At 60.2% G+C, this 19,907-nt stretch carries 17 protein-coding genes; 8 read left to right on the forward strand and 9 right to left on the reverse strand.

Annotated features, from left to right (window positions below; all coding sequences use genetic code 11):
- Positions 1-24 precede the first annotated feature (24 nt).
- From CXQ82_RS09550 to CXQ82_RS09560, 3 genes are all read left to right on the forward strand, one after another.
- Positions 25-2,034 carry a CocE/NonD family hydrolase gene (locus CXQ82_RS09550; RefSeq protein WP_101268219.1) on the forward strand — a complete coding sequence of 670 codons (2,010 nt, stop codon included), beginning with the start codon at positions 25-27 and terminating at the stop codon, positions 2,032-2,034.
- Between the two features lie 83 nt (positions 2,035-2,117).
- Positions 2,118-3,053: a LysR substrate-binding domain-containing protein gene (locus tag CXQ82_RS09555; protein WP_101268221.1), complete on the forward strand. Its 936-nt coding sequence runs from the start codon at positions 2,118-2,120 to the stop codon at positions 3,051-3,053.
- Between the two features lie 6 nt (positions 3,054-3,059).
- On the forward strand, positions 3,060-4,340 hold the full coding sequence (locus CXQ82_RS09560) for an MFS transporter (protein WP_101268223.1): 1,281 nt from the start codon (positions 3,060-3,062) through the stop codon (positions 4,338-4,340).
- Between the two features lie 365 nt (positions 4,341-4,705).
- On the opposite strand, the gene CXQ82_RS09565 is transcribed toward CXQ82_RS09560, so the two are convergent.
- From CXQ82_RS09565 to CXQ82_RS09585, 5 genes are all read right to left on the reverse strand, one after another.
- A complete protein-coding gene (locus tag CXQ82_RS09565; protein ID WP_101268225.1) occupies positions 4,706-5,095 on the reverse strand; it encodes a hypothetical protein in 390 nt (129 codons plus the stop codon).
- Positions 5,092-5,394, reverse strand: coding sequence for a hypothetical protein (locus CXQ82_RS09570; protein ID WP_177409893.1), 303 nt, complete (start codon positions 5,392-5,394; stop codon positions 5,092-5,094). Before CXQ82_RS09570 ends, CXQ82_RS09565 begins: the two co-directional genes overlap by 4 nt.
- 168 nt (positions 5,395-5,562) lie before the next feature.
- On the reverse strand, positions 5,563-5,949 hold the full coding sequence (locus tag CXQ82_RS09575) for a hypothetical protein (RefSeq protein WP_101268227.1): 387 nt from the start codon (positions 5,947-5,949) through the stop codon (positions 5,563-5,565).
- A complete protein-coding gene (locus CXQ82_RS09580) occupies positions 5,946-7,355 on the reverse strand; it encodes a PAAR domain-containing protein (protein ID WP_101268229.1) in 1,410 nt (469 codons plus the stop codon). The genes CXQ82_RS09575 and CXQ82_RS09580 overlap by 4 nt, the downstream gene beginning before the upstream one ends.
- 492 nt (positions 7,356-7,847) lie before the next feature.
- Positions 7,848-9,338, reverse strand: coding sequence for an MFS transporter (locus CXQ82_RS09585; protein ID WP_101268231.1), 1,491 nt, complete (start codon positions 9,336-9,338; stop codon positions 7,848-7,850).
- Between the two features lie 100 nt (positions 9,339-9,438).
- On the opposite strand from CXQ82_RS09585, the gene CXQ82_RS09590 reads away from it, so the two are divergent.
- Positions 9,439-10,341, forward strand: coding sequence for a LysR substrate-binding domain-containing protein (locus tag CXQ82_RS09590; RefSeq protein ID WP_101268233.1), 903 nt, complete (start codon positions 9,439-9,441; stop codon positions 10,339-10,341).
- Positions 10,342-10,343: 2 nt separating this feature from the next.
- Here the strand turns inward: CXQ82_RS09590 and CXQ82_RS09595 are convergent, their stop codons facing one another.
- Positions 10,344-11,510, reverse strand: a complete 1,167-nt coding sequence (locus CXQ82_RS09595; protein ID WP_101268235.1) for a catalase family protein — start codon at positions 11,508-11,510, stop codon at positions 10,344-10,346.
- The gene (locus CXQ82_RS09600; RefSeq protein WP_101268237.1) at positions 11,507-13,315 is read right to left on the reverse strand and encodes a di-heme-cytochrome C peroxidase; all 1,809 of its coding nucleotides are present in this window, start codon (positions 13,313-13,315) and stop codon (positions 11,507-11,509) included. The genes CXQ82_RS09595 and CXQ82_RS09600 overlap by 4 nt, the downstream gene beginning before the upstream one ends.
- 246 nt (positions 13,316-13,561) lie before the next feature.
- Here CXQ82_RS09600 and CXQ82_RS09605 point away from each other — a divergent pair, with 246 nt between their 5' ends.
- The 4 genes from CXQ82_RS09605 (at position 13,562) to CXQ82_RS09620 (ending at position 15,896) form a co-directional block, all read left to right on the forward strand.
- Positions 13,562-14,302, forward strand: a complete 741-nt coding sequence (locus CXQ82_RS09605) for an FKBP-type peptidyl-prolyl cis-trans isomerase (RefSeq protein ID WP_101268239.1) — start codon at positions 13,562-13,564, stop codon at positions 14,300-14,302.
- 335 nt (positions 14,303-14,637) lie between these two features.
- The gene (locus CXQ82_RS09610; RefSeq protein ID WP_033897693.1) at positions 14,638-15,096 is read left to right on the forward strand and encodes a YkvA family protein; all 459 of its coding nucleotides are present in this window, start codon (positions 14,638-14,640) and stop codon (positions 15,094-15,096) included.
- 93 nt (positions 15,097-15,189) lie between these two features.
- On the forward strand, positions 15,190-15,528 hold the full coding sequence (locus tag CXQ82_RS09615) for a helix-turn-helix transcriptional regulator (RefSeq protein ID WP_101268241.1): 339 nt from the start codon (positions 15,190-15,192) through the stop codon (positions 15,526-15,528).
- Positions 15,525-15,896, forward strand: a complete 372-nt coding sequence (locus CXQ82_RS09620) for a hypothetical protein (protein WP_101268243.1) — start codon at positions 15,525-15,527, stop codon at positions 15,894-15,896. The genes CXQ82_RS09615 and CXQ82_RS09620 overlap by 4 nt, the downstream gene beginning before the upstream one ends.
- Here the strand turns inward: CXQ82_RS09620 and CXQ82_RS09625 are convergent.
- Positions 15,893-17,662: a bifunctional diguanylate cyclase/phosphodiesterase gene (locus tag CXQ82_RS09625; RefSeq protein WP_101268245.1), complete on the reverse strand. Its 1,770-nt coding sequence runs from the start codon at positions 17,660-17,662 to the stop codon at positions 15,893-15,895. The two genes, CXQ82_RS09620 and CXQ82_RS09625, sit on opposite strands and share 4 nt — an antisense overlap.
- A 118-nt stretch (positions 17,663-17,780) precedes the next feature.
- Positions 17,781-19,862 carry a carboxy terminal-processing peptidase gene (locus CXQ82_RS09630; RefSeq protein ID WP_241088992.1) on the reverse strand — a complete coding sequence of 694 codons (2,082 nt, stop codon included), beginning with the start codon at positions 19,860-19,862 and terminating at the stop codon, positions 17,781-17,783.
- Positions 19,863-19,907: the final 45 nt, after the last annotated feature.

Here is a 19,907-nt window from a genome sequence, read left to right on the forward strand (position 1 = left end):
CACTTAATGCGTTTGGAGTTACCGATGGAAATCGTTACCGAGTTTGCCTACACGGTCCGTGAAATCGAGCATTGCCTGATCCCTCTCAAGGACGGCACCCAACTGGCCGCGCGCATCTGGCTGCCCGACGTCGCAGGTTTGCAGACCTTCCCGGCGATCCTGGAATACCTGCCGTACCGCAAGCGCGACGGCACCGCCGTGCGCGATGCATTGACCCACCCGTGGATGGCGGGGCAGGGCTATGTGTGCGTGCGCGTGGACATGCGCGGCAATGGCGAATCCCAAGGGTTGATGGCCGATGAATACCTGCTGCAGGAACAGGACGACGCCCTCGAAGTGATCGACTGGCTGTGCCAGCAGCCCTGGTGCGACGGCAGTGTCGGCATGATGGGTATCTCCTGGGGGGGCTTCAACGGCCTGCAAGTCGCGGCGCGCCAGCCCGAAGCGTTGAAGGCGATCATCACCCTGTGCTCCACCGATGACCGCTTTGCCGACGATATCCATTACAAGGGCGGCAACCTGCTGATGGAAAACTTCGGCTGGGCCGCGACCATGCTTAATTTCAGCGCCGCGGTGCCCGACCCGCTGCTGGTCGGCGAGGAGTGGAAAACCCTTTGGCAGCAACGGCTGGAGGCCATGCCGCTGCTCGCCGAAACCTGGCTGCAGCACCAGACCCGTGATGACTACTGGCGCCACGGTTCGGTGTGTGAGGATTACTCGAAAATCAAGGCGGCGGTCTACGCGGTGGGCGGTTGGGGCGATGCCTACCGCAACACCGTCTCGCGCCTGATGGAAAATTTGCCGGGGCCAAAGAAAGCCATGATCGGCCCGTGGATTCACAAGTACCCGCATTTCGCCGTGCCGAACCCGGCCATCGGCTTCCTGCAGGAAGCCAAGCGTTGGTGGGATTACTGGTTGAAGGGCATCGATAACCGGGTGATGGATGACGCGGCTTGCACTTTTTTCCTACAGGATATTCTGCCGCCCAAGGGCAGTTACGCCGAGCGTCCAGGCGTCTGGGTGCAGACCGCAGGGTGGCCGGACCCACAGGTGCAATGGACGGATTTCAGCCTGGATGAGCGCGGTCTCAATCCCGGTTCGCAGCCGCTGGGGGCGGCGCGCAGTGTCTGCTCGCCATTGACCACCGGCCTGCACCAGGGCGAGTACTGCGCTATCTGGTTCGGCCCCGACGGGCCGACCGACCAGCGCCGCGATGACGCCCATTCGCTGTGCTTCGACTCGCAACCGCTGAGCCAACCCTTGGCACTGCTTGGCGATGCGCGCCTCAAACTGCGCTTGGCCAGCGATACCGATTGCGGGCAACTGGTGGCGCGCCTGAACGCGGTAGCGCCGGATGGTCAGGTCACGCAAATCAGTTATGGCGTGCTTAATCTCACGCTGCGCGAGGACTTTTCCCGCGTGACGCCGGTGATCCCCGGCGAACCGATGGATGTGCAACTGAACCTCGACCATATCGGCACGCGGGTGCCGGCCGGCTACCGGTTGCGCCTGGCCCTGAGCACCGCAAGCTTCCCGTTGCTGTGGCCGAGCCGTGAGCTGACCACCCTGACCTTGCTGCCGAGCCTGCACAGCCTGCAACTGCCGGTGTTTACCGGCGAAGCGGTGGAGTGCCCGTTCGAGCCGCCGCAAGCGGCGACCCCGGCCAACCTGGAGATCCTGCGCGCCGCCGCGCCGAAACGTACCTTGATCGAAGACGTCGGCAGTGGCGAAGTGTGCGTGAAGATCGAAGACGATCTGGGCGCGATGCGGTTTACCGATCACGGCCTGTCAGTGGACCAGCGTTGCATCGAGCAATACCGCACGTTGCCGTGGGACCCGTTGTCGATCCATGCTGATATCCAATGGCACTACCGCGTAGGCCGCGACGCCTGGGCCGTAGAGGTGGAAAGCCGCCTGAGCGTACACGCCGATGCCGAGTGGTTTTACCTGGAAGCGGAACAGACCGCGTGGGAAAACGGCCAGTTGGAACACCGTCGGCAGTGGAGCAAACGCGTGGCCCGGGTCGCGCTGTGAGTGAGCAACTGGCAGGATGCTTGCCAACGTGATCTCTGCGGGCCCGGTTAACCCCCGGCCCGTTTTTGCCATTGGAATTGCTCATGTCGCGCCGAAACGTCGATCTTCCGCCCCTCAACTGCTTGCAGACCTTCGAAGCGGCTGCCCGCCATTTGAGCTTTACCCAGGCTGCCCAGGAACTCAACCTGACCCAGAGCGCGGTCAGTCGGCAGGTCAAGCGCCTGGAAGAAGACCTCGCCCGCCCGCTGTTTTACCGGCTGGCGCAGGGGCTGAGCCTGACGCCGGCGGGCATGCGTTACTTTCGTACCATCCAACGCCTGTTGCGTGAACTCGACCGTGAGTCCGCCGAGCTGCGCCGACGTGGCGCCGATCGCCAACTGACCCTGGCCAGCACGCCGACCATCAGTTCGATCTGGCTCGCCGGCCTGCTGCCGCAATTCCAGCGCGAGCACCCGGACCTGGATATCCGCATCCTGTGCAGCGAAAGCCCCAGCCACCTGGACGTCAACGAATACGACCTGGGCCTGTTCTACCACCTCGATGAACTGGCGGCGCCCCACGGCCTGGAGTTGTCGCCGGTGTTCGACAGCGAGCAGGTCATCACGGTGTGCAGCCCTGATTACCTCAAACGCCACGGTCCGATTCGCGACCTGCAACACCTGCTCTACGGCCACACATTGCTGATCGTCGAGGACCACTACCACGACTGGCTGACCTGGACCGATTGGTTCGCCGACGCCGACGAGCATTACCACACCCCGCGCCATGCGTTGCGCACCAACAGCTATCAACTGTTGATGCAGTCGGCGCTGATGGGCCACGGTGTCGCGCTCGGTTGGCAGAGCCTGCTGGAAGGCGAGCTGGCCGCCGGCCGCCTGCAAATGGCCTTGCCCCACACCATGCACAGCCGTGGCCGCCTGCACCTGATGCAACCCCATCACCGCAACCCGCCGTCGGCGGCGCGCAGTTTTCGCCAATGGTTGCTGGCCCATGCCAGCCGCTTGAACAACCCCGCCTGAGCCACCATGAACCTGACTTTCCTGACCTTCCCGGCGCTGTACAGCGCCACCATCCTGATGCTCACCGGCAACGGGCTGTTCTTCAGTTTTATCGGCCTGCGCCTGAGCAGCCAAGGCATCAACGAGGTGTGGATCGGTGCGCTGACGGCCGCGTACTACGGCGGCATGGTCTGCGGCGCCAAGTTCGGGCATCGCATGATTGCTGGCGTTGGGCATGTGCGTTCCTATGTGGCCTGCGCCGGGGTCGCCACCATTATTGTGTTGCTGCATGTGCTGTTCGAGCAGTTGGAATTCTGGCTGGCGCTGCGCTTTGTGATGGGCTTGGTGATGATGAACCAGTACATGGTCATCGAAAGCTGGCTGAACGAGCAGGCCGAAAACAACCAGCGCGGCGCGGTATTCGCTGGCTACATGGTGGCAGTGTCCCTGGGCCTGATGCTGGGGCAGGGCGTGTTGATCTGGCGCCCGGAACTGGATTTCAAACCGCTGATCATCGTCGCGATCTGTTTCGCCGCCTGCCTGCTGCCGGTGACCATGACCAAGCGCCTGCACCCGGCCAAGCTGGTGGCCGCGCCGCTGGAAGTGGGGTTCTTCTGGCAGCGCGTGCCCCAGGCGCTGACCACGGTGTTTGTGACTGGCCTGATGATCGGCGCGTTTTACGCGCTGGCACCGGTGTTCGCCACGCGCAACGGCCTGACCACGGCCGAGGCGAGTACGTTTGTCGCGGTGTCGATTTTTGCCGGCTTGTGCGGCCAGTGGCCGATCGGCTGGCTGTCGGACCGCATCGACCGCTCGCGGCTGATTCGCGCCTGCGCCCTGGCCCTTGGGCTGCTGGTAATCCCGTTGTGGGGCCTGGTGCAGTTGCCCTACGCATTGTTACTGGTGTTCGGCTTCCTCAGTGGTTTGCTGCTGTTCACGTTGTACCCGCTGGCGGTGGCACTCGCCAATGACAACGTCGAACAGCCCCGGCGCGTGCCCTTGAGCGCTATGATGCTTGCGACCCACGGCATTGGTGCCAGCCTGGGGCCGATGCTCAGCGGCGCGCTGATGAACAGCTATGGGCATGGCGCCTTCTACATGTTGTTTTCGGCCTGCGCGCTGTTGCTGATCTGGCGTGTGCAGCCCAAGCAAGTCACCGGCGAATACCTTGTGGAAGGCGCGCCGCTGCACCACGTGGCCATGCCCGAACATCCAATGGGCGCCATGGCTGCCGTACTCGACCCACGCGTGGATGAAATTCCCGAGGAGCTGGTGATCAACGAGCCGACGCCCGACAGCAAGAGCTGATCGCCTATTTGGCTTTTTTCTTGCGCCCCTGGCGCGTGGCCAAATGTTCAAAGAAAAACGAGGCGGTGCCGAACACGGCGATGATGGTCAGTACGAGCATGCCGAGGGTTGAGCTTTCCACGGTGAACTTCCTACATGATGGGGTAGGGGTTCACCGTAGAGGTGCGGCGAAAACGGCTCAATAGACGCGACGCAAAGCTTACGGTGTGGGGGCTATCGTTACGTACTTTTTACAAGAGCGTCGACCGCAGCGACGTGATCGCGGCGGGGTTTGGGGATGTGGAAAAGATTGATCGGCGTATCGGGTGGAAGACGGCTTCGCTCGGGCCATCCTGACAGCGGGCCTCGGGTGAGGCCCGCTGGAGTTACCTGAGGTTCGCTAAAATAGTTGCAACTACCATCCAAGTCGAGGCAGTGGTCATTATCGTCAAGTTGGCGACCAAATATCGTTTCAGGTGAGGTGGGAAATTTTTGAGATCGACCGGGTCTAGTTTTCCAAGGAGGATGGAAGCCCTGGGCCACGCTATCATCCCGGCGATTTTTGCTATCTCCAAAAGCGACCAAATCAAGCCCCGCCTCCCCAGGCTATCTCCCCAGAGATAAATATACCGGCTGTTTTTCAAGGCCTCCTTGATGGCGTCGAGGTGACGACGGCTCAAGTACAGGCTGTGTGCGATACCAGCGACTGCAAGCAAACCCCAGCCTCCAGTCACAGCGATCGCCACCCAGGCAGGCCAGCTGTCGATAATGGTCACAGACGAGTGGCCTCGTAGATTTTCTCACCCATGCGTTCGCCGGCCTCACCACCGACAGTTGTACCTACCCATGCGCCAACACCCACTACGGCCGCGACGCAGACAACTCCGCCGATGCCTCCTGTCGCTACGCCAATTCCCAGGCAAACCGTACTACTGACAGAGCTAGCCATCACGCCACCTAGAGCGCCACCTAACGTCGACAATCCGAATTTTCCCCCTTCAGTAAATTTAATCTTCTCGCAAGCCGCCGCAGAATCGTCGTTACACACCTGCTGAATAGCCAGCAACGAGGACACGCCGCCGATACCAATGGCGATATAATAGACGCGACGCAAAGCTTACGGTGTGGGGGCTATCGTTACGTAAGAACATCGCCCGCAGCGACGTGATCGCGGCTTGGCGCATAAGCTCGACGCGGGCAGAGTGCATGTTGGAAAACGCGCTGAGTTTGGGCGCTTTGGAGTCTAGTACCAGCCCAGCTTAATGGCTATGAAAAAGGCCACCATGACCAATAGAAGCCCGATCACGCACCAATACAAGCAGACCAACTTGCGTTTGAGCGCGGCTGGAAAGTTCGCTAAGTCATCAGGGTTCAATTGGCCCCTTTTCAGATAAAAACCTGGGAACGTGACGAACCCTGCAATCCCGCCTACCAGCAGCAGTTTGCCCCAGGGGCCTCCATGTCTGAGAGGCGCCAGGTTATTGACTGCTACTGAGTTTTTAAGGTGGCTGAGCATTAAATCCATTTTTGTATAGGCGAGGTACAGACAGGCGCCTATCCAGATAATAAGCCCGGCGATATCAGTCATCGCGATTGCAAGCAGTGTGGTGTCGATAATGCTCACACTCACTTGATTGCCTCATACAATTTATCGGCAGCGACTTCGGATACCTTTCCGCCAAGGGCTCCTGCAGCCAGAGAGGCTGATCCAGCCACTACGACGCTGCATGCCAGAGTGCCTGCACCTATGGTGGGTACGCCAAGTGCAACACATAAACCGCCGACCGCAGCGCTTGAAAGGGCCGCGCCCGCCGCTGCACCACCCGCTACCCCACCGATAAAACTAGCTGTTTCTGTGAATTTAACCTTTTCACAGGGTTTGTCGTCTCCTGCCGAACAAACATTTTGTACCTTCAAGTACGACGCCCCTCCACCCACGGCTGTACCAATCCAACCGCCATACTTGATGACCTTAGCCGCTCTTGATATCCCTTGAATGTGGGTGACATACCCAGGTATTTGCCCAGGTGCTCCGGCCTGAGTCCACCGATGCACCAGACTACGACTGGAAATTCCAAGTGCAGACTTCAGGTTCGGATGATCAGGCAGGCCGATGCCTTTGCGCACGAAAGATGTTAGGCGGGTATCGAGTTGGGCGAGTAGGCGTTTGCGCTCACTGAAAAACTCGGGCGACCGTAAATGGCCATCCTTGAGGAACGCTTTCTGATGCAGCGCCTCAATTTCCAGAAGGATATTTTTGAGGTCGTCTAGATTCCTGGCAAACATGGTCTCGCCAGCACCAATGGCAGTTGAACCCAAGGCCAAGAAGCTTTGGATTTCCTCGCGATGGCGTTGCATGAAGTCTGCTTCATCGGCAGTGAGAGGCTCCAGAGCGTCATTGGTCTGAGCTGCCGCTTGCATCAACAGTCTTTCTTCGCGAGTGCAATGGAAGTTGCTCGGATCGCTGAGCACGACTATTGAGCCGGCCTTTACTTCGCCTCGATCAGGATTGAGCTCCTTGAACTTGCTCATCACGACAGGGTTTCGCACAGGAAACAGCGCTGATTCCAGCGCATCTCGACTCATGCTTTTAGGGACCACATAGAAACCAGGTTCTTGAGGCTCAATGCGGTTGAAAACTACAGGGGCAGAATTGCTTGAGGGCGCGAAGCCGGATTGCTGCGGGGCTATCGACTGGCTGCTAACTGCAGAGGGGGCAGGTTCAGCTGTTTGCCTTGCGGTCATTGATGCAGCTCTTTGGCTTTCGTAGGTGGCCTGATGGATCGAAGGAATCAACTGAGCCCGACAGGGGCAACCGCTGATACTGTCCAGTGTTCCAGCAACGAGTCTGCCATGGCTGTTGATATACGAAATGCCGCCAATAATGTTGTAGATTTTGCCGTCTTTTCCACAACTTACTCGATCACCTTCGCGAGCATGAAGGACGCCAAACATAATGACTCTGTTATCACCCTCGAGTACTTCCCCACCGCATGTGGTTTTATCACCCCAGCCAATGAAATGTCCTTCCCTCATTGTTTATTCTCTCTTATATATTGGTCGAGATAGATAGCACCTAACCTTCAAATGATCGGATGCTAACGCGCGTTCAAAACAGCACTGCACTCACCGTGCTGTGCTGCTTTTATTCGTTCAAGGTCTGATGGTGGGGAGGAAATCTTCTGCCATCGGTACACCTTTACGCTCAACGATTACCGCTGCGTCTTGCGGTGTATTGATGATTTGGTCGCCATTGCTAAGACAGCTGCCACCTCGCTACCCTGAACATATGGATATTGAAAGTAAAGTCGGACGTTTCCGATAAAGTTGGTGTAAAAGTCTGATGAGGCAGTAGTGCCAACAAATGAAAAGCAAGAGTTATGTCGCACTAATAGCTGGTACTGTAGGTGCGGCGCTGGTACTAGAGCTGCCAGTCACGATGCCAGGAATGGGAGTAGCAGTTGTACGCAGACTGGAATCCGAGAAGAAGCGATTCGGTATGCGCGATGCACCCAGCGTAAAGTGAACCTATCGGGGATCAAGCGCTGCGGCTGCAGTGCTCGGTTGTCCCAGGCATAGATAGACGATAACTCCCGTCAGCAACGTGAACACCGCCAGCACCTGCAGCAAGGTATTGAACCCGGCGTTGTAGGCCGAGCGCAGCACCTCCAGCGGAATCTGGCCGCTATGCTGCAGGTCGCCCATGACCAGGTGCCGCGCGATGTCTGAAACCTCACCGCCTACCGTAGCGAGTTGCAGGTGGTGAGCCACCAGCGCACTCAACACGGCCACCGTGATGGCCAGTGCAACGCCTTCGCTGGCCACGCGGGTGGTGTTGAAAATCCCGGCGGCCATTCCGGCGCGTTCCTTGGGCACCACACTGATCGCCAGGCCATCCATCAAGCCCCAGGGGATCGCCGTACCCGCACCGATCAGCAGCATTGCGGCGAGGGTTTGCCAGTGCGCATCGGCATTCAGTGCACTCAACAGGTACAGGCCGCTCGCCGCCATCACAAAGCCAAGCGAGCAGAGCAGGCCCGCCGACCACCAGCGGGTCAGGGACGCGGCAATCAACGGCACCACCAGCATTGGTGCGGACAGCGCGAGCATGGTCAGCCCCGCCTCGAACGCGCTGGCGCCGTCGACGCCGATCAGTCGGATCGGCAACAGCACGATCAACACGATGTAGCAGTAGCAGGTGCCGACGGGCAATATCTGCACGCCAATAAAGCGCGGGAAGCGAAACAGCCGCAGCTCCAGCATGGGCTGTTTCGCCCGCGTTTCCACCCAGACAAACAGCCCGCCGAGCACCATCGATGCGCCCAGCAAAGTAAGCGTCAGCGGCGCATTCCAGCCGTGCTCCGGGGCCAGGATCACGGCGCTGGTGAAGGCGATCAGCAGGCCGGAAAACGTCAGCACCCCCAGCGTGTCCAGGCGCTGGGCTTGAGCGTTGTGGCTTTCGCGCAGGGTCGGCAGGGCGAACACCAGCGAGGTGATCGCCAGCAGCGCCGTGAACAGAAAGATCCCGCGCCAGCCCAGCCATTCGATCAGCAGCCCCGACAACAGTGGGCCAAATGCCAGGCCAGCCCCGAACGTGGTGCCCAACAGGCTGAAAGCGCGCGTGCGCGCATGGCCTTCGAACTCTTGTGCCAGCGCCGCCGTGCCGCCGGCCAATGCGCATGCCGCGGCGATGCCCTGCAGGCCGCGCAGCAGGTCCAGCCAAACGATATCGGGTGCCACTGAAAGTAGAAGCGATACCACGGCAAACAAGCCCATGCCGCCGATGAATAATCGCTTGCGCCCGTAGCGGTCGGCGAGGGTGCCCGCGGCCATTAACAGGCTGCCAAAGCTGAGCATGAACGCATTGGTGATCCAGGCCAGTTGCGTAGGGCTGGCATCGAAGCCCTGGCCAATAAAGGGGGTGGCCACGGCACCGCCGGTGAAGCTCATTGGCAGCACCAGGGCAGCCAGGCAAATCGCGGCAAGGATAATGTTCGCCGAGTGGGTGGGCGTGTGCATGGGATCAGTCCTTGAGAGTGGTCCAGTCACTCTATTGAGGATGCAATCGTAGATAAACGGGCTTACATTCCACTAATAATGAACCCAAAGGATCTAATTCATTGTGGACAGCCTCAGTGGTGAGATTTCGTTCGTAAAAACCGCAGAGTCGCTCAGCTTCGTCGCAGCGGCGCGCGCGCTGGGGATTTCCGCCTCGGCAGTGGGCAAGAATGTGGCCAAGCTGGAAGCCTCGCTGAAGGTGCGGTTGTTGCAACGCAGCACGCGCAAAGTCAGCCTGACCGCCGAAGGGCAATTGTTCTACGAGCGCTGTCGGAAAATTCTCGATGACCTGCAGGATGCACGCGCGATGCTCTCCGATGCCGTGCAAGCGCCCCGTGGCAAGCTGCGGGTGAGCCTGCCCACCATCGGTTATCGTTTCCTCATGCCGCATATGCTGGCCTTCAGAAAGGCCTACCCGGAGATTGAGTTGGAGCTGGATTTCAGCGACCTGCTGGTGGACGTGATCGAGGAAGGTTTTGATGTGGTGATTCGCAGCGGCGGCCTGGCCGACTCGAAACTGATGTCACGCAGGTTGGGGCCTTTTCGGTTTTTGCTGTGCGCCTCGCCAGCGTACTTTGAACGCAAGGGCAGGCCCTTGGCGGTGCCTGAGTTGGCGCAGCATGAGTGCCTGCGTTATCGCTTTGCGACCACCGGCAAAATCATGGACTGGACCTTGTCGTCCAACCCCGCATTTACCCAGCTGCGCCTGCCCACCGCAATGACCTTGAACAACATGGAAGCCATGCTCGCGGCTGCGACCGATGGGCATGGCATTGCCTTTGTCCCGGACTTTCTGGCACGCCAGGCCCTGGCCGAAGGACGGCTGCACAGTGTGCTGGACGAGCACTGCAGCGACCAGGGGCAATTCTGGGCGCTGTGGCCGTCCAGCCGCCATCTGTCACCGAAAATCCGCGTGTTTGTGGACTTCGTTGCGCTGCACCTGTTTCCTACGCCCGTCGCGTAACCCTAAGGCGCGTTGCGGCTGTGGCGGTAATCGCTGACCGCTTCGTACACCGCTTTGCGCAGGCGGTTGATGCCGCCGATAGGGCGATGCTCGGCGACGCCGAACCAAGGGTTGAACGACTGGTTGTCACACGCCAGGTTTTGCTCGGGGGTGTCGAAATCCTGCGCGGGGATGCGCACTTTGGCCACGCTCTCGTAGGGCGCATCGCTCTCCTTCCATTCGATGCTGGTGTCTTCGATGGGCATGAATTTCTGCGGGTTCTGCCGTTGGATCTGCAACACGAAACACGCGGGCACACGGTCGGTGGACAGCTGTTGGCTCAAGGCGCTGCGCAGGAAATTCGGCAGGTCCTGGTTCTGCTTGGGCAGTACGTATTCCGGGCAGCTTTGCGGGTCGGGGGCTACGCGAAACTTGGCGTTGGCCGTACCGAACTTGTAGGGCGAGACTGAAAAGTAGGTGGTCTGCGTCGGGCTGGCCGGCGCGGGCGCCAGGGTTGCCAGGGCGATAAACAAGTGGCGCACCTGCCAGCTGCGCGGGTCGGCCTTGGGGAAGAACGCCAGGACTTTCTTGCCATCCGCTTGCGCGCCGATGTTCTGCGCGTATTCGGCCACATCGCTGACAAAGAAATTCGGATGGCTGAACATCACGAAGTCTTGCTCCGTGCGGGTTTGCTGGTCGGCCAGCAGCTGTTTGCCGGGTACATCCAGCAGCTTGAGGGCCATGCCACGGGCGTCGCGGATGCTGTCGAACTGCGGGTAGGCGTTGCCGTTGGACAGGCGCATTGTCGCTTGCCAGGTCTTGCCGGGTTCGGCGAACACGCCTTGGCGCAAGGCGGGGTCAAGGTCGGCCAGCACACTGACTTCGGCCTTCACGCAGCCATGGGCCTTGGCGTGGGCATCACGCAGGTAGCGCGTGCCCTCGCGGTGCTGGTCGACGATGCGCACCGCCGTCTGGATGATGCCTTGGGTCATCGCCGCTTCGCCCTCCGGTACCTGCTCGTTCGGCGACACCGGGCCGCTGTGCTGCCAAGCATACCAGCCGGTGGCGCCCAGCCAGCCGAGCAGGCCCAGGCCGACCAGCCACAGCAGGGTCTTGCCGAGAAACGCGCCGAGGCGCAGCCAGAGCCGGGCGAGCAGGGAGCGTTGGTTGTATTCGGATCGGATAATCATGGCAATTGTTGCTCCAGTGGGCCGCCCAGCACTTTCAGGTATTCCAGCAACGCCCAGCGTTCCTGAGGCAGCAGGCCACGACCGATGACGCCGTTACCCCGCTGGCCAGCACGGAATTCATGCCCGCTGTTGTGGTTGCCGGTAATTTTGGTATCGAACAGGAAGGCATTCTTGAACGCGCCGGTTTCAAACCCGAGGTGGCGCGGGTCGTAGGCGAAGGTGCCTTTATAGAAGGTGGTGCTGCGTTCGTCCTGGGGCGAGAGCAGTTGGTAGATCGTCGGCACCGACCCGTTATGCAGGAACGGTGGCGTGGCCCACACGCCGGCCAGCGGGCGGGCCTTGTAGGCGCGCAGCTCGCGCACGCCGATGGGCAGGCCGTAGCCATCCAGGCGTGGGCGTTCCGCCGGGGTGACACCGGCGGCGCGGTAGGCGTGGTCTTCGACATAGGCCGTGACGTAGGCCAGGCCCTTGGCCACCGAGAGGTTTTTCAGGTCCAGGGGCTCGGTCGGCGTGGGGTGCAGCTCGACAGGGAGCTTGGCCAACTCTGCCGGGTCCCATTGCAGGGCGCTGAGGTCATAGCGCTGGTCGGCTATGTTGTTGGCGGTGCCGGGGTCGGTGCCGATGTAGTCCACCGGCAGCATCTTCAGGTGCTGCACCGGGCGGCCACCTTCCTGGGTGACGCTGGGCACATGGCAGCCGGCGCAGTTCTCGGCGAACAGCGCGCGGCCTTGGGCGGCGAGGGGCTTGTCGATGGCGCCGAACAATGCCTCGGGCCAGGTCGGAGGCTTGAGGCGTTGCAGGGTTTCTTCGATCAGGTTGAGGTCGCGCACCCGCACGCTCGACGGGTAGCGCGCATCACCCTGCAACGGTTGGCCGGCGCTGTCGAAGAAGGTCAGGGTCGCGCCCACGCCCAAGGCTTCGCCAATATTGCGCGCCATGGGTTGCTGGGCCGAGCCGTTCCATTGCACCCAGTCGAAGGTCCAGATATCCCATAGCTGCGGGTAGTCCACCGGTGCATTGGCGATGCGATAGTTTTCCGGGGAGATGGCGTCGCCGAAACTGGCATTGGCGATGCGGCCGAACGCGTCGGTACGGCCTGGGCCTTCCTCGGTGGGGTAGAGGCCGCGATGGGTGTCGTTCCAGGCGACTTTGAGGAACTTGTTCAGCGACTGCTTGAAGTCCTGGCGCAGCTGGCTGTGCTCGGCGTCGTAGCGATCCCCCAATACCTGGCGGGCGAAGCGCTCGAATTTCCACGGGTTGTAATAGGTTGCGGCAAGGCTGGCGACCAGGGCCTGGCCGAAACTGCCACCGCGTAGGGTGGGCACGCTGGAAGGCAGCACGTGTTGGGCCGAGCCGCCGTCGATACGCAGCGCCTGGCCTTTATAGTGCAGTTCGCCGGTGTGGCAGGCGGCGCAGGTGATATCCAGGTATTCGGCATTGTCGCCGGCGTTTTTATGCCGGGCGAAACCCACGGGCAGGTTGCCGGGGTTTTGCGCGCTGGGCACTTGCTTGGGGTCCACCAGGAAACCAAAGCGTGCCAGGTAGTCTGGCGTGGCAAAACGCTGGTTGGAAAACGGCAGTTCCAGGGCGGTGAACCAGTCGTAATGCAAGCCTTTTACCTGGGTGCCCTGGGGCGTGAAGTAGTAGGTCTGGCGGTCGACGGCGCTCCACTGATCCTGGTAGTGCACCTGCTCCACGGGCACGTAGTCGGGGAGTTTGGGGTTGACGATGTAGTAGAGCACCACGGCCAGGATCAGACCGAAAATGACCAACATCGTCAATAAAACACGGGAAAAAATGCGCAAGATAACTATCCTTGTCCAGTTGTGGCTTTCTTATGCCATTGAGCTGCAGGTACGGCAAGTGGCCAGCAGTCTGCAGGTATGCGGTCCGCGATCCATCGCGGGCCGCCATAATGAATGAAAATGCTTTTAAACACGTGAACTTATCGGAAGTTTCCTGCTCACATGCCGGTAGCCATTGGTCGTGGCCGCCTGATAAGCTCGCGACTTTATTCGAATGCCCTTTTGGCGCATGAACAAGGAAATAGCATGAAACAGCATCGGTTGGCGGCGGCGGTGGCCCTGGTTAGCCTGGTACTTGCGGGTTGTGATTCGCAGACCAGCGTAGAGCTGAAAACCCCGGCGCAGAAAGCTTCCTACGGCATCGGCCTGAACATGGGCAAGAGCCTTGCCCAAGAAGGCATGGATGACCTGGATTCCAAAGCAGTAGCCCAAGGCATCGAAGATGCCGTCGGCAAAAAAGAGCAGAAGCTCAAAGACGACGAACTGGTTGAAGCGTTTGCCGCACTGCAAAAGCGTGCTGAAGAACGTATGACCAAGATGAGCGAAGAGTCGGCAGCCGCCGGCAAGAAATTCCTCGAAGACAACGCCAAGAAAGACGGCGTCGTCACCACTGCTTCCGGCCTGCAGTACAAAATCACCAAGAAAGCCGATGGCGCCCAGCCTAAGCCGACTGACGTGGTGACAGTGCACTACACCGGCAAGCTCACCAACGGCACCACCTTTGACAGCTCCGTGGATCGCGGTAGCCCGATTGACCTGCCGGTCAGCGGCGTGATCCCAGGTTGGGTCGAAGGCCTGCAACTGATGCACGTAGGCGAGAAGGTCGAGTTGTACATCCCGTCCGACCTGGCCTACGGCGCGCAGAGCCCGAGCCCGGCGATCCCGGCCAACTCGGTGCTGGTGTTCGACCTGGAACTGCTGGCCATCAAGGACCCAGCCAAGGCTGAAGCCCCTGACGCACCTGCAGCACCAGCCGCCAAGAAGTAATCGGCGCCTGAACACACAACGCCCCGTCTCGACGGGGCGTTGTTGTTTCTGCAGGTTGCATGGTTCAAGGGGAATCTGCCGGCGTATTGGAGCTTGTGCAGATCCGACCGAACATCTGTAGCCTTAAACAGTCTGATATAAGACTCGAGTACGGGTAGCCTCTGATCAACGCCAAGTCAATGAAATCTTGGGTTTTTTTATGTGCGCAAAAAATGCCCGATCTGACTGTAAGCCTTGTAATCCGTGGCTTTCAGCTGGGAAAACCAGCTCTGTTCACAAGGTTATCCACAATTTGTGTGGATAACTTTTTATGTCGCCTGGAACTGGAGTGACGAATGAAACCACCCTTTAATTTCACCCGTTTCCTGCCCATGGCCGCGCGCTTGCTGGGCCGTGGGCGTTTGCCGACCCTGCTGTTCGCCGTCGCGGCCAAAGGCTCGAGCCAGGGCAACCGCCTGGGCAAGCTCAAGGATGATTTCAAGTTGCTACAAGCCCTGTGCCTGGCCTACTGGCGTGGTGAGTACCGGGCGATCAGCCCCAAGGCGCTGATCTCGGTGGTGGCCGGGCTGATGTACTTCCTCAGCCCGATTGATGCGATCCCGGACTTTATCCCCATGTTTGGTATGCTCGATGACATCGCCGTATTGGCATGGGTCATGAAGACCCTGGATGGCGAGCTGAGCGCCTTTCGCGCCTGGCGTGACGCACAGCGCCCGGAAAAACTCGCCGTGGTCGAGCGGCTGCCTGCGACGCCCGCCTTGCTGGCCAAGGAAAACCCGCAAAAAAACGCCTGATGTGGCTATCCCCCTGCGACCTTTGTGGCTGTTAGGATTACACTCCTAAGGAAAGAACTTACTCAGTAAGTGTTGTTATCCTACGGGGCTGTCATGGATATTCAGATAATTTCACGCAATGGCGAACCCGAATACGCGGTCTTGCCATGGGATCAGTACCAGGCGCTGCTAAAAGCTGCCGGTCAGCAACAACCTGCACCGCCTCCTTCCGCTACTGCCCAAGCCGCACCTGCCCAGGACCTGCGCCCGCTCGCAGACCTGCGCGGCTTGCGCGAAGCCAAGGGCCTGGCCATCGAGGCCCTGGCACGCACCGTGGGTATCAGCCCCTCATACCTGGGATTGATCGAAAGTGGAGAACGCCAGCCGGATGCTGCGATCCGCCGCAGCCTGGCCTGGGAATTGGGAGTTGCAGGTTGGAGGGATGAATCTTGAGCGTACGTATCAGCCGTCAACACTGGGATGGGTTACTCAACGAGCTGGACCAGGCGCGCCGCCAGCGCCATCTGCTGACCTATCGCGCGCTGCTGGAGCGCCTGCAGTTCCCCACGCCGGCCATGCAAACCCTGGCCGCCGCCCTGGAACACCTGGCTGCGCTGGATGCCAAGGCCGAGCAACCGTTGCGCAGTTCCCTGGTGATCAGCCAGGGTGCCAGCCGCTTGCCGCGTACCGGTTTTTTTGAATGCGTGGAGCGCCTGGGGCGTTTCAGCGGGCCCTCCGATGGTGTGGCCGCCGCGTCCTGGCACGCCTCGGAAGTGGTGCGGGTGTTCGAATACGAGTACCCGGAATCCGCCGAGGCCTAGAGCGCCTGAGACAGCACGTCCATGCTGTCGATCACATGGATGCTGTAACCGGCCATATCCTTGGCGTGGTGCTTGGCCTGCGACGCCAACTCTGCCAGTTGGCTGGCGTCGAGTTGTCCACAAGCCTGTGGATACAAATGCACTACGCCGATAGACAGCGACAGCAAGGCAAACTCCTGGCGCACGCCCTGGCGGTTCAAGGCCACGAAGCAGCCGGCATCCAGGTGCTCGGCACGGTAGAAGCGCCGGCATTGAGTGTGGAAGTCATCCAGCAATTGGTTGAGGCGCTTGCGCCAGTCCTGCGGGCCCAGCACCAGTAAAAAGTCATCGCCACCAATGTGCCCGACAAAGTCGCGGCTGGGGTCGACCCGGTCGTTCAGGCATTGCGCCAGGCACAGCAGCACCTCATCCCCACGCCCGTAGCCGTAGATATCATTGAACGGCTTGAAGCTGTCGATATCCACGTAGCAGATCACCGATTCGCGCTGCTGCTGCAACAGCCGCGTGAGGCACTGCTGGATCGGCACGTTGCCGGGCAACAGGGTCAGTGGGTTGGCGTAGCGGGCCTGCTGGATTTTCAGCTCGGTGATCAGCTTGAGCACGTCGATGACCCGGCCCAGGCCCAGGTAGTCGCCATTGAGCGTAATGATGAAATCTTCTTCGATGCGTTGCCGCGCGCGGCTGGTCAGCAACCGGCTGACTTGCTGCAGGGACTGGCTTAGCTCTACCGCGAGAAAATCATCGCTCATCAGCCGGCTGATGGGTTTGCGCGCAAACAGGTCGGTGGCGAATGGCTTGAGCAGGGCGTCGGACAGCGAGTGCCGGTGCACAATACCGACCGGGTGGCCGCGCCCATCCAGTACCGCCAGGGAGTTGAGGTTGGCCTGGCGCCGGAACGACTCCAGCACCTGGGCGGTGGCCGTGTCCTGATCCACCGCCGGTTGCTCATTGAGCAGGGCGCTGAGATCGCTGCCTTCTTCGCTCAGGGTGATATTGGCGGTGTCCGGCTTGGGCAGCATCAGGCGCGCTTCCTGCGGTGGGTTCTCCTGCGGGCGGCAAAGCAAGTAGCCCTGGACCAGGTCGACGCCCATCTCGGTCAGTACCGCCAGCTCCTCCGGCAGCTCGATGCCCTCGGCAATCACCTGGGCACGCGAGGCCCGCGCGATTTGCAGGATAGAGCCGACAAACTCGCGCTTGAGCGCGTCCTGATGAATACCGTCGATAAAGTGCCGGTCGATCTTCACGTAGTCGGGGCGCAGCTCCGACCATAGCCGCAGGCTGGAATAGCCGGCGCCCAGGTCATCGAGGGCGATGGCGAAGCCCATGTCGCGGTAATGGTGCAGAGCGGTTTGCAGCAGGTCGAAATCGTCGGTGGGCGTCTGCTCGGTGAGTTCGATCACCACCTGGCTCGGCGGGATACCGAAGTCGCGCAGCAGTTGCAGGGTGCGCCCCGGCTGATGCGCCGTCTCCATCAGGGATTCCGGCGAGATATTGAGAAACAGCTTGCCCGGCAGCTTCTGTTCGCTGAAGCGTCGGCATGCGCTCTCGCGGCAGGCGATCTCCAGTTCACTCAGGCGCCCGGCGTGGCTGGCGACCGAGAACAGCGCGACGGGGGAGTGCAGCGGGCTGTTGGACGGCCCACGGCTGAGGGCTTCGTAGCCGAGGATGCGCCGTTCGGACAGGCAGATGATCGGTTGGAACAGACTGTGCAAACTACCTTGAGCCAGGATAGAGCCCAATGCACTCAGCTGTTCGGTCATGGTCATGGCGATCTCAGTCGAAAAAAAAGGACCGCAGGCGGTAAGCCTGCGGTCCTTCATTTCACGACAGAATGATGTCTATATGATGACACTCCGGGGAGCGCTCACATTAAATCGCCATCATTTACTGCTTGGCCACCTGCTTGCTGATTTTCAGGTAGTCCAGCAGGATCCGGCCGGTCTCGGCCAGGTAGGCGTCGTCTTCCGGCTTGGTTTTTTCTGCTTCGGCCGGCAACGCATCTTCATCTTCTTTCTTCAGCTCCTTGAGTGGATCTTCACCCTTGGCCTTGCGGCGGATGTTCTCCAATACCAGTTGCTTGTTCTCGATGTCGGAGTGCTGCGCACGGCGGTCCACTTCATTGAGGCTGACGGTTTTTTCTTCCATCAGCTTCTTGGCCAGGGCCAGCTTGTCGCGGATAAACACGAACTCGGCATCCTTGGCGGAGCGGGTGTCGTGGTCAGCCTTCAACTGCGCCAGGAATGGCTTGAACGGGTCCGACGCGGGCTTGATCGCAGGGCGGATGGTGTCCCACGGCATGGCTTCCGGCAGGGCGCTTTCGCCGATTTCCTTGGTGTCGATGATCGACGGGAAATCGATATCCGGCAGCACGCCCTGGTGCTGGGTGCTCTGCCCGGAAACCCGGTAGAACTTGGCCAGCGTCAGTTTAAGCTCGCCATGGTTCAGCGGCTGGATGGTCTGCACGGTGCCTTTGCCGAAGGTCTGGCCGCCGATGATCAGCGCGCGGTGATAGTCCTGCATCGCGCCGGCGAAAATCTCCGAAGCGGACGCCGAGAGACGGTTGACCAGCAACGCCATCGGGCCTTTGTAGAACGCGCCTGGGTTCTCGTCTTCCAGCACGTCGACACGGCCGTCAGCGTTGCGTACCAACACGGTCGGGCCCTTGTCGATAAACAGGCTGGTCAGCTCGGTGGCTTCCTGCAGGGAACCGCCGCCGTTGTTGCGCAGGTCGATGACCACGCCGTCGACTTTTTCCTTCTGCAGCTCTGTAAGAATTTTCTTCACGTCACGGGTCGTGGACTTGTAGTCCGGGTCGCCGGCACGGAACGCCTTGAAGTCCAGGTAGAAGGCCGGGATCTCAATCACGCCCAGTTTGTAGTCCTTGCCATCCTGCTTGAGGTTGAGGACTTTCTTCTGCACGGCCTGGTCTTCGAGCTTCACCGCTTCACGGGTGATGGACACGATCTTGCTGGTCTGGTCGTTCGGTGCATTGGTGTGCGGAATCACTTCCAGGCGCACCACGCTGCCTTTCGGCCCACGGATCAGCTTGACCACTTCGTCCAGGCGCCAGCCGACCACATCGACCATCTCTTTGTCGGCCTGGGCCACACCGATGATCTTGTCGGCCGGAGCGACCTGCTTGGTCTTGTCCGCCGGACCTGCCGGCACCAGGCGCACGATCTTGACCTGGTCATTGTCGCTTTGCAGGACGGCACCGATGCCTTCCAGCGACAGACTCATATTGATATCGAAGTTTTCCGCGTTATCTGGCGACAGATAATTGGTGTGCGGATCGTAGGACATCGCGAAGGTGTTGATGTAAGCCTGGAAGATATCTTCGGCACGGGTCTGGTCCAGACGTGCCAGCTGATTCTTGTAGCGCTTGGTCAACAGTTCCTGGATCGCTTTAGGCTCTTTGCCGGCGATCTTCAGGCGCAGCACTTCGTCCTTGACGCGTTTGCGCCACAGGTCGTCGAGCGCGGCGGTGCTGGTCAGCCAAGGCGCGTCCTTGCGGTCCACCAGAAGGGTTTCCTTCTGGGTGAAGTCGAGCTTGTCGACGCCTTTGTCCAGCTCACCCAAGGCGAAGTCCAGACGCGCTTTGACGCGGTCCAGGTAGCGCTTGTAGATGGTGAAGCCGGGCTGCAGGTCACCGCTCTTGAGGAAGTCGTCGAACTGAGTCTTCCACTTATCGAACTCAGCGATATCGCTGGCCAGGAAGTAGCTGCGCGACGGATCCAGCAGCTTGAGGTAGCTGTCATAGATGATCACCGAGCGCGCGTCGTCCAGCGGCGGCTTGCTGTAGTGATGGCGCTTGAGCAACTCGACAACGTTAAGGCTGGCAATCACCTCATCGCGATCCGGCTGAAGGTTATCCCAGCTGTTGGCTGCGAACGTATTGGTCGACATCGACGCGAAGCCGAGACCAATGAAAAAAGCGAGGGCGGTGCTGGGGAATAAATGCTTCATGCTGATTCGACGCGGGGGCAATTGATAACGCATATTAGGCCGTCT

This window comes from Pseudomonas sp. S09G 359 (genome assembly GCF_002843605.1).
GTDB lineage: Bacteria > Pseudomonadota > Gammaproteobacteria > Pseudomonadales > Pseudomonadaceae > Aquipseudomonas.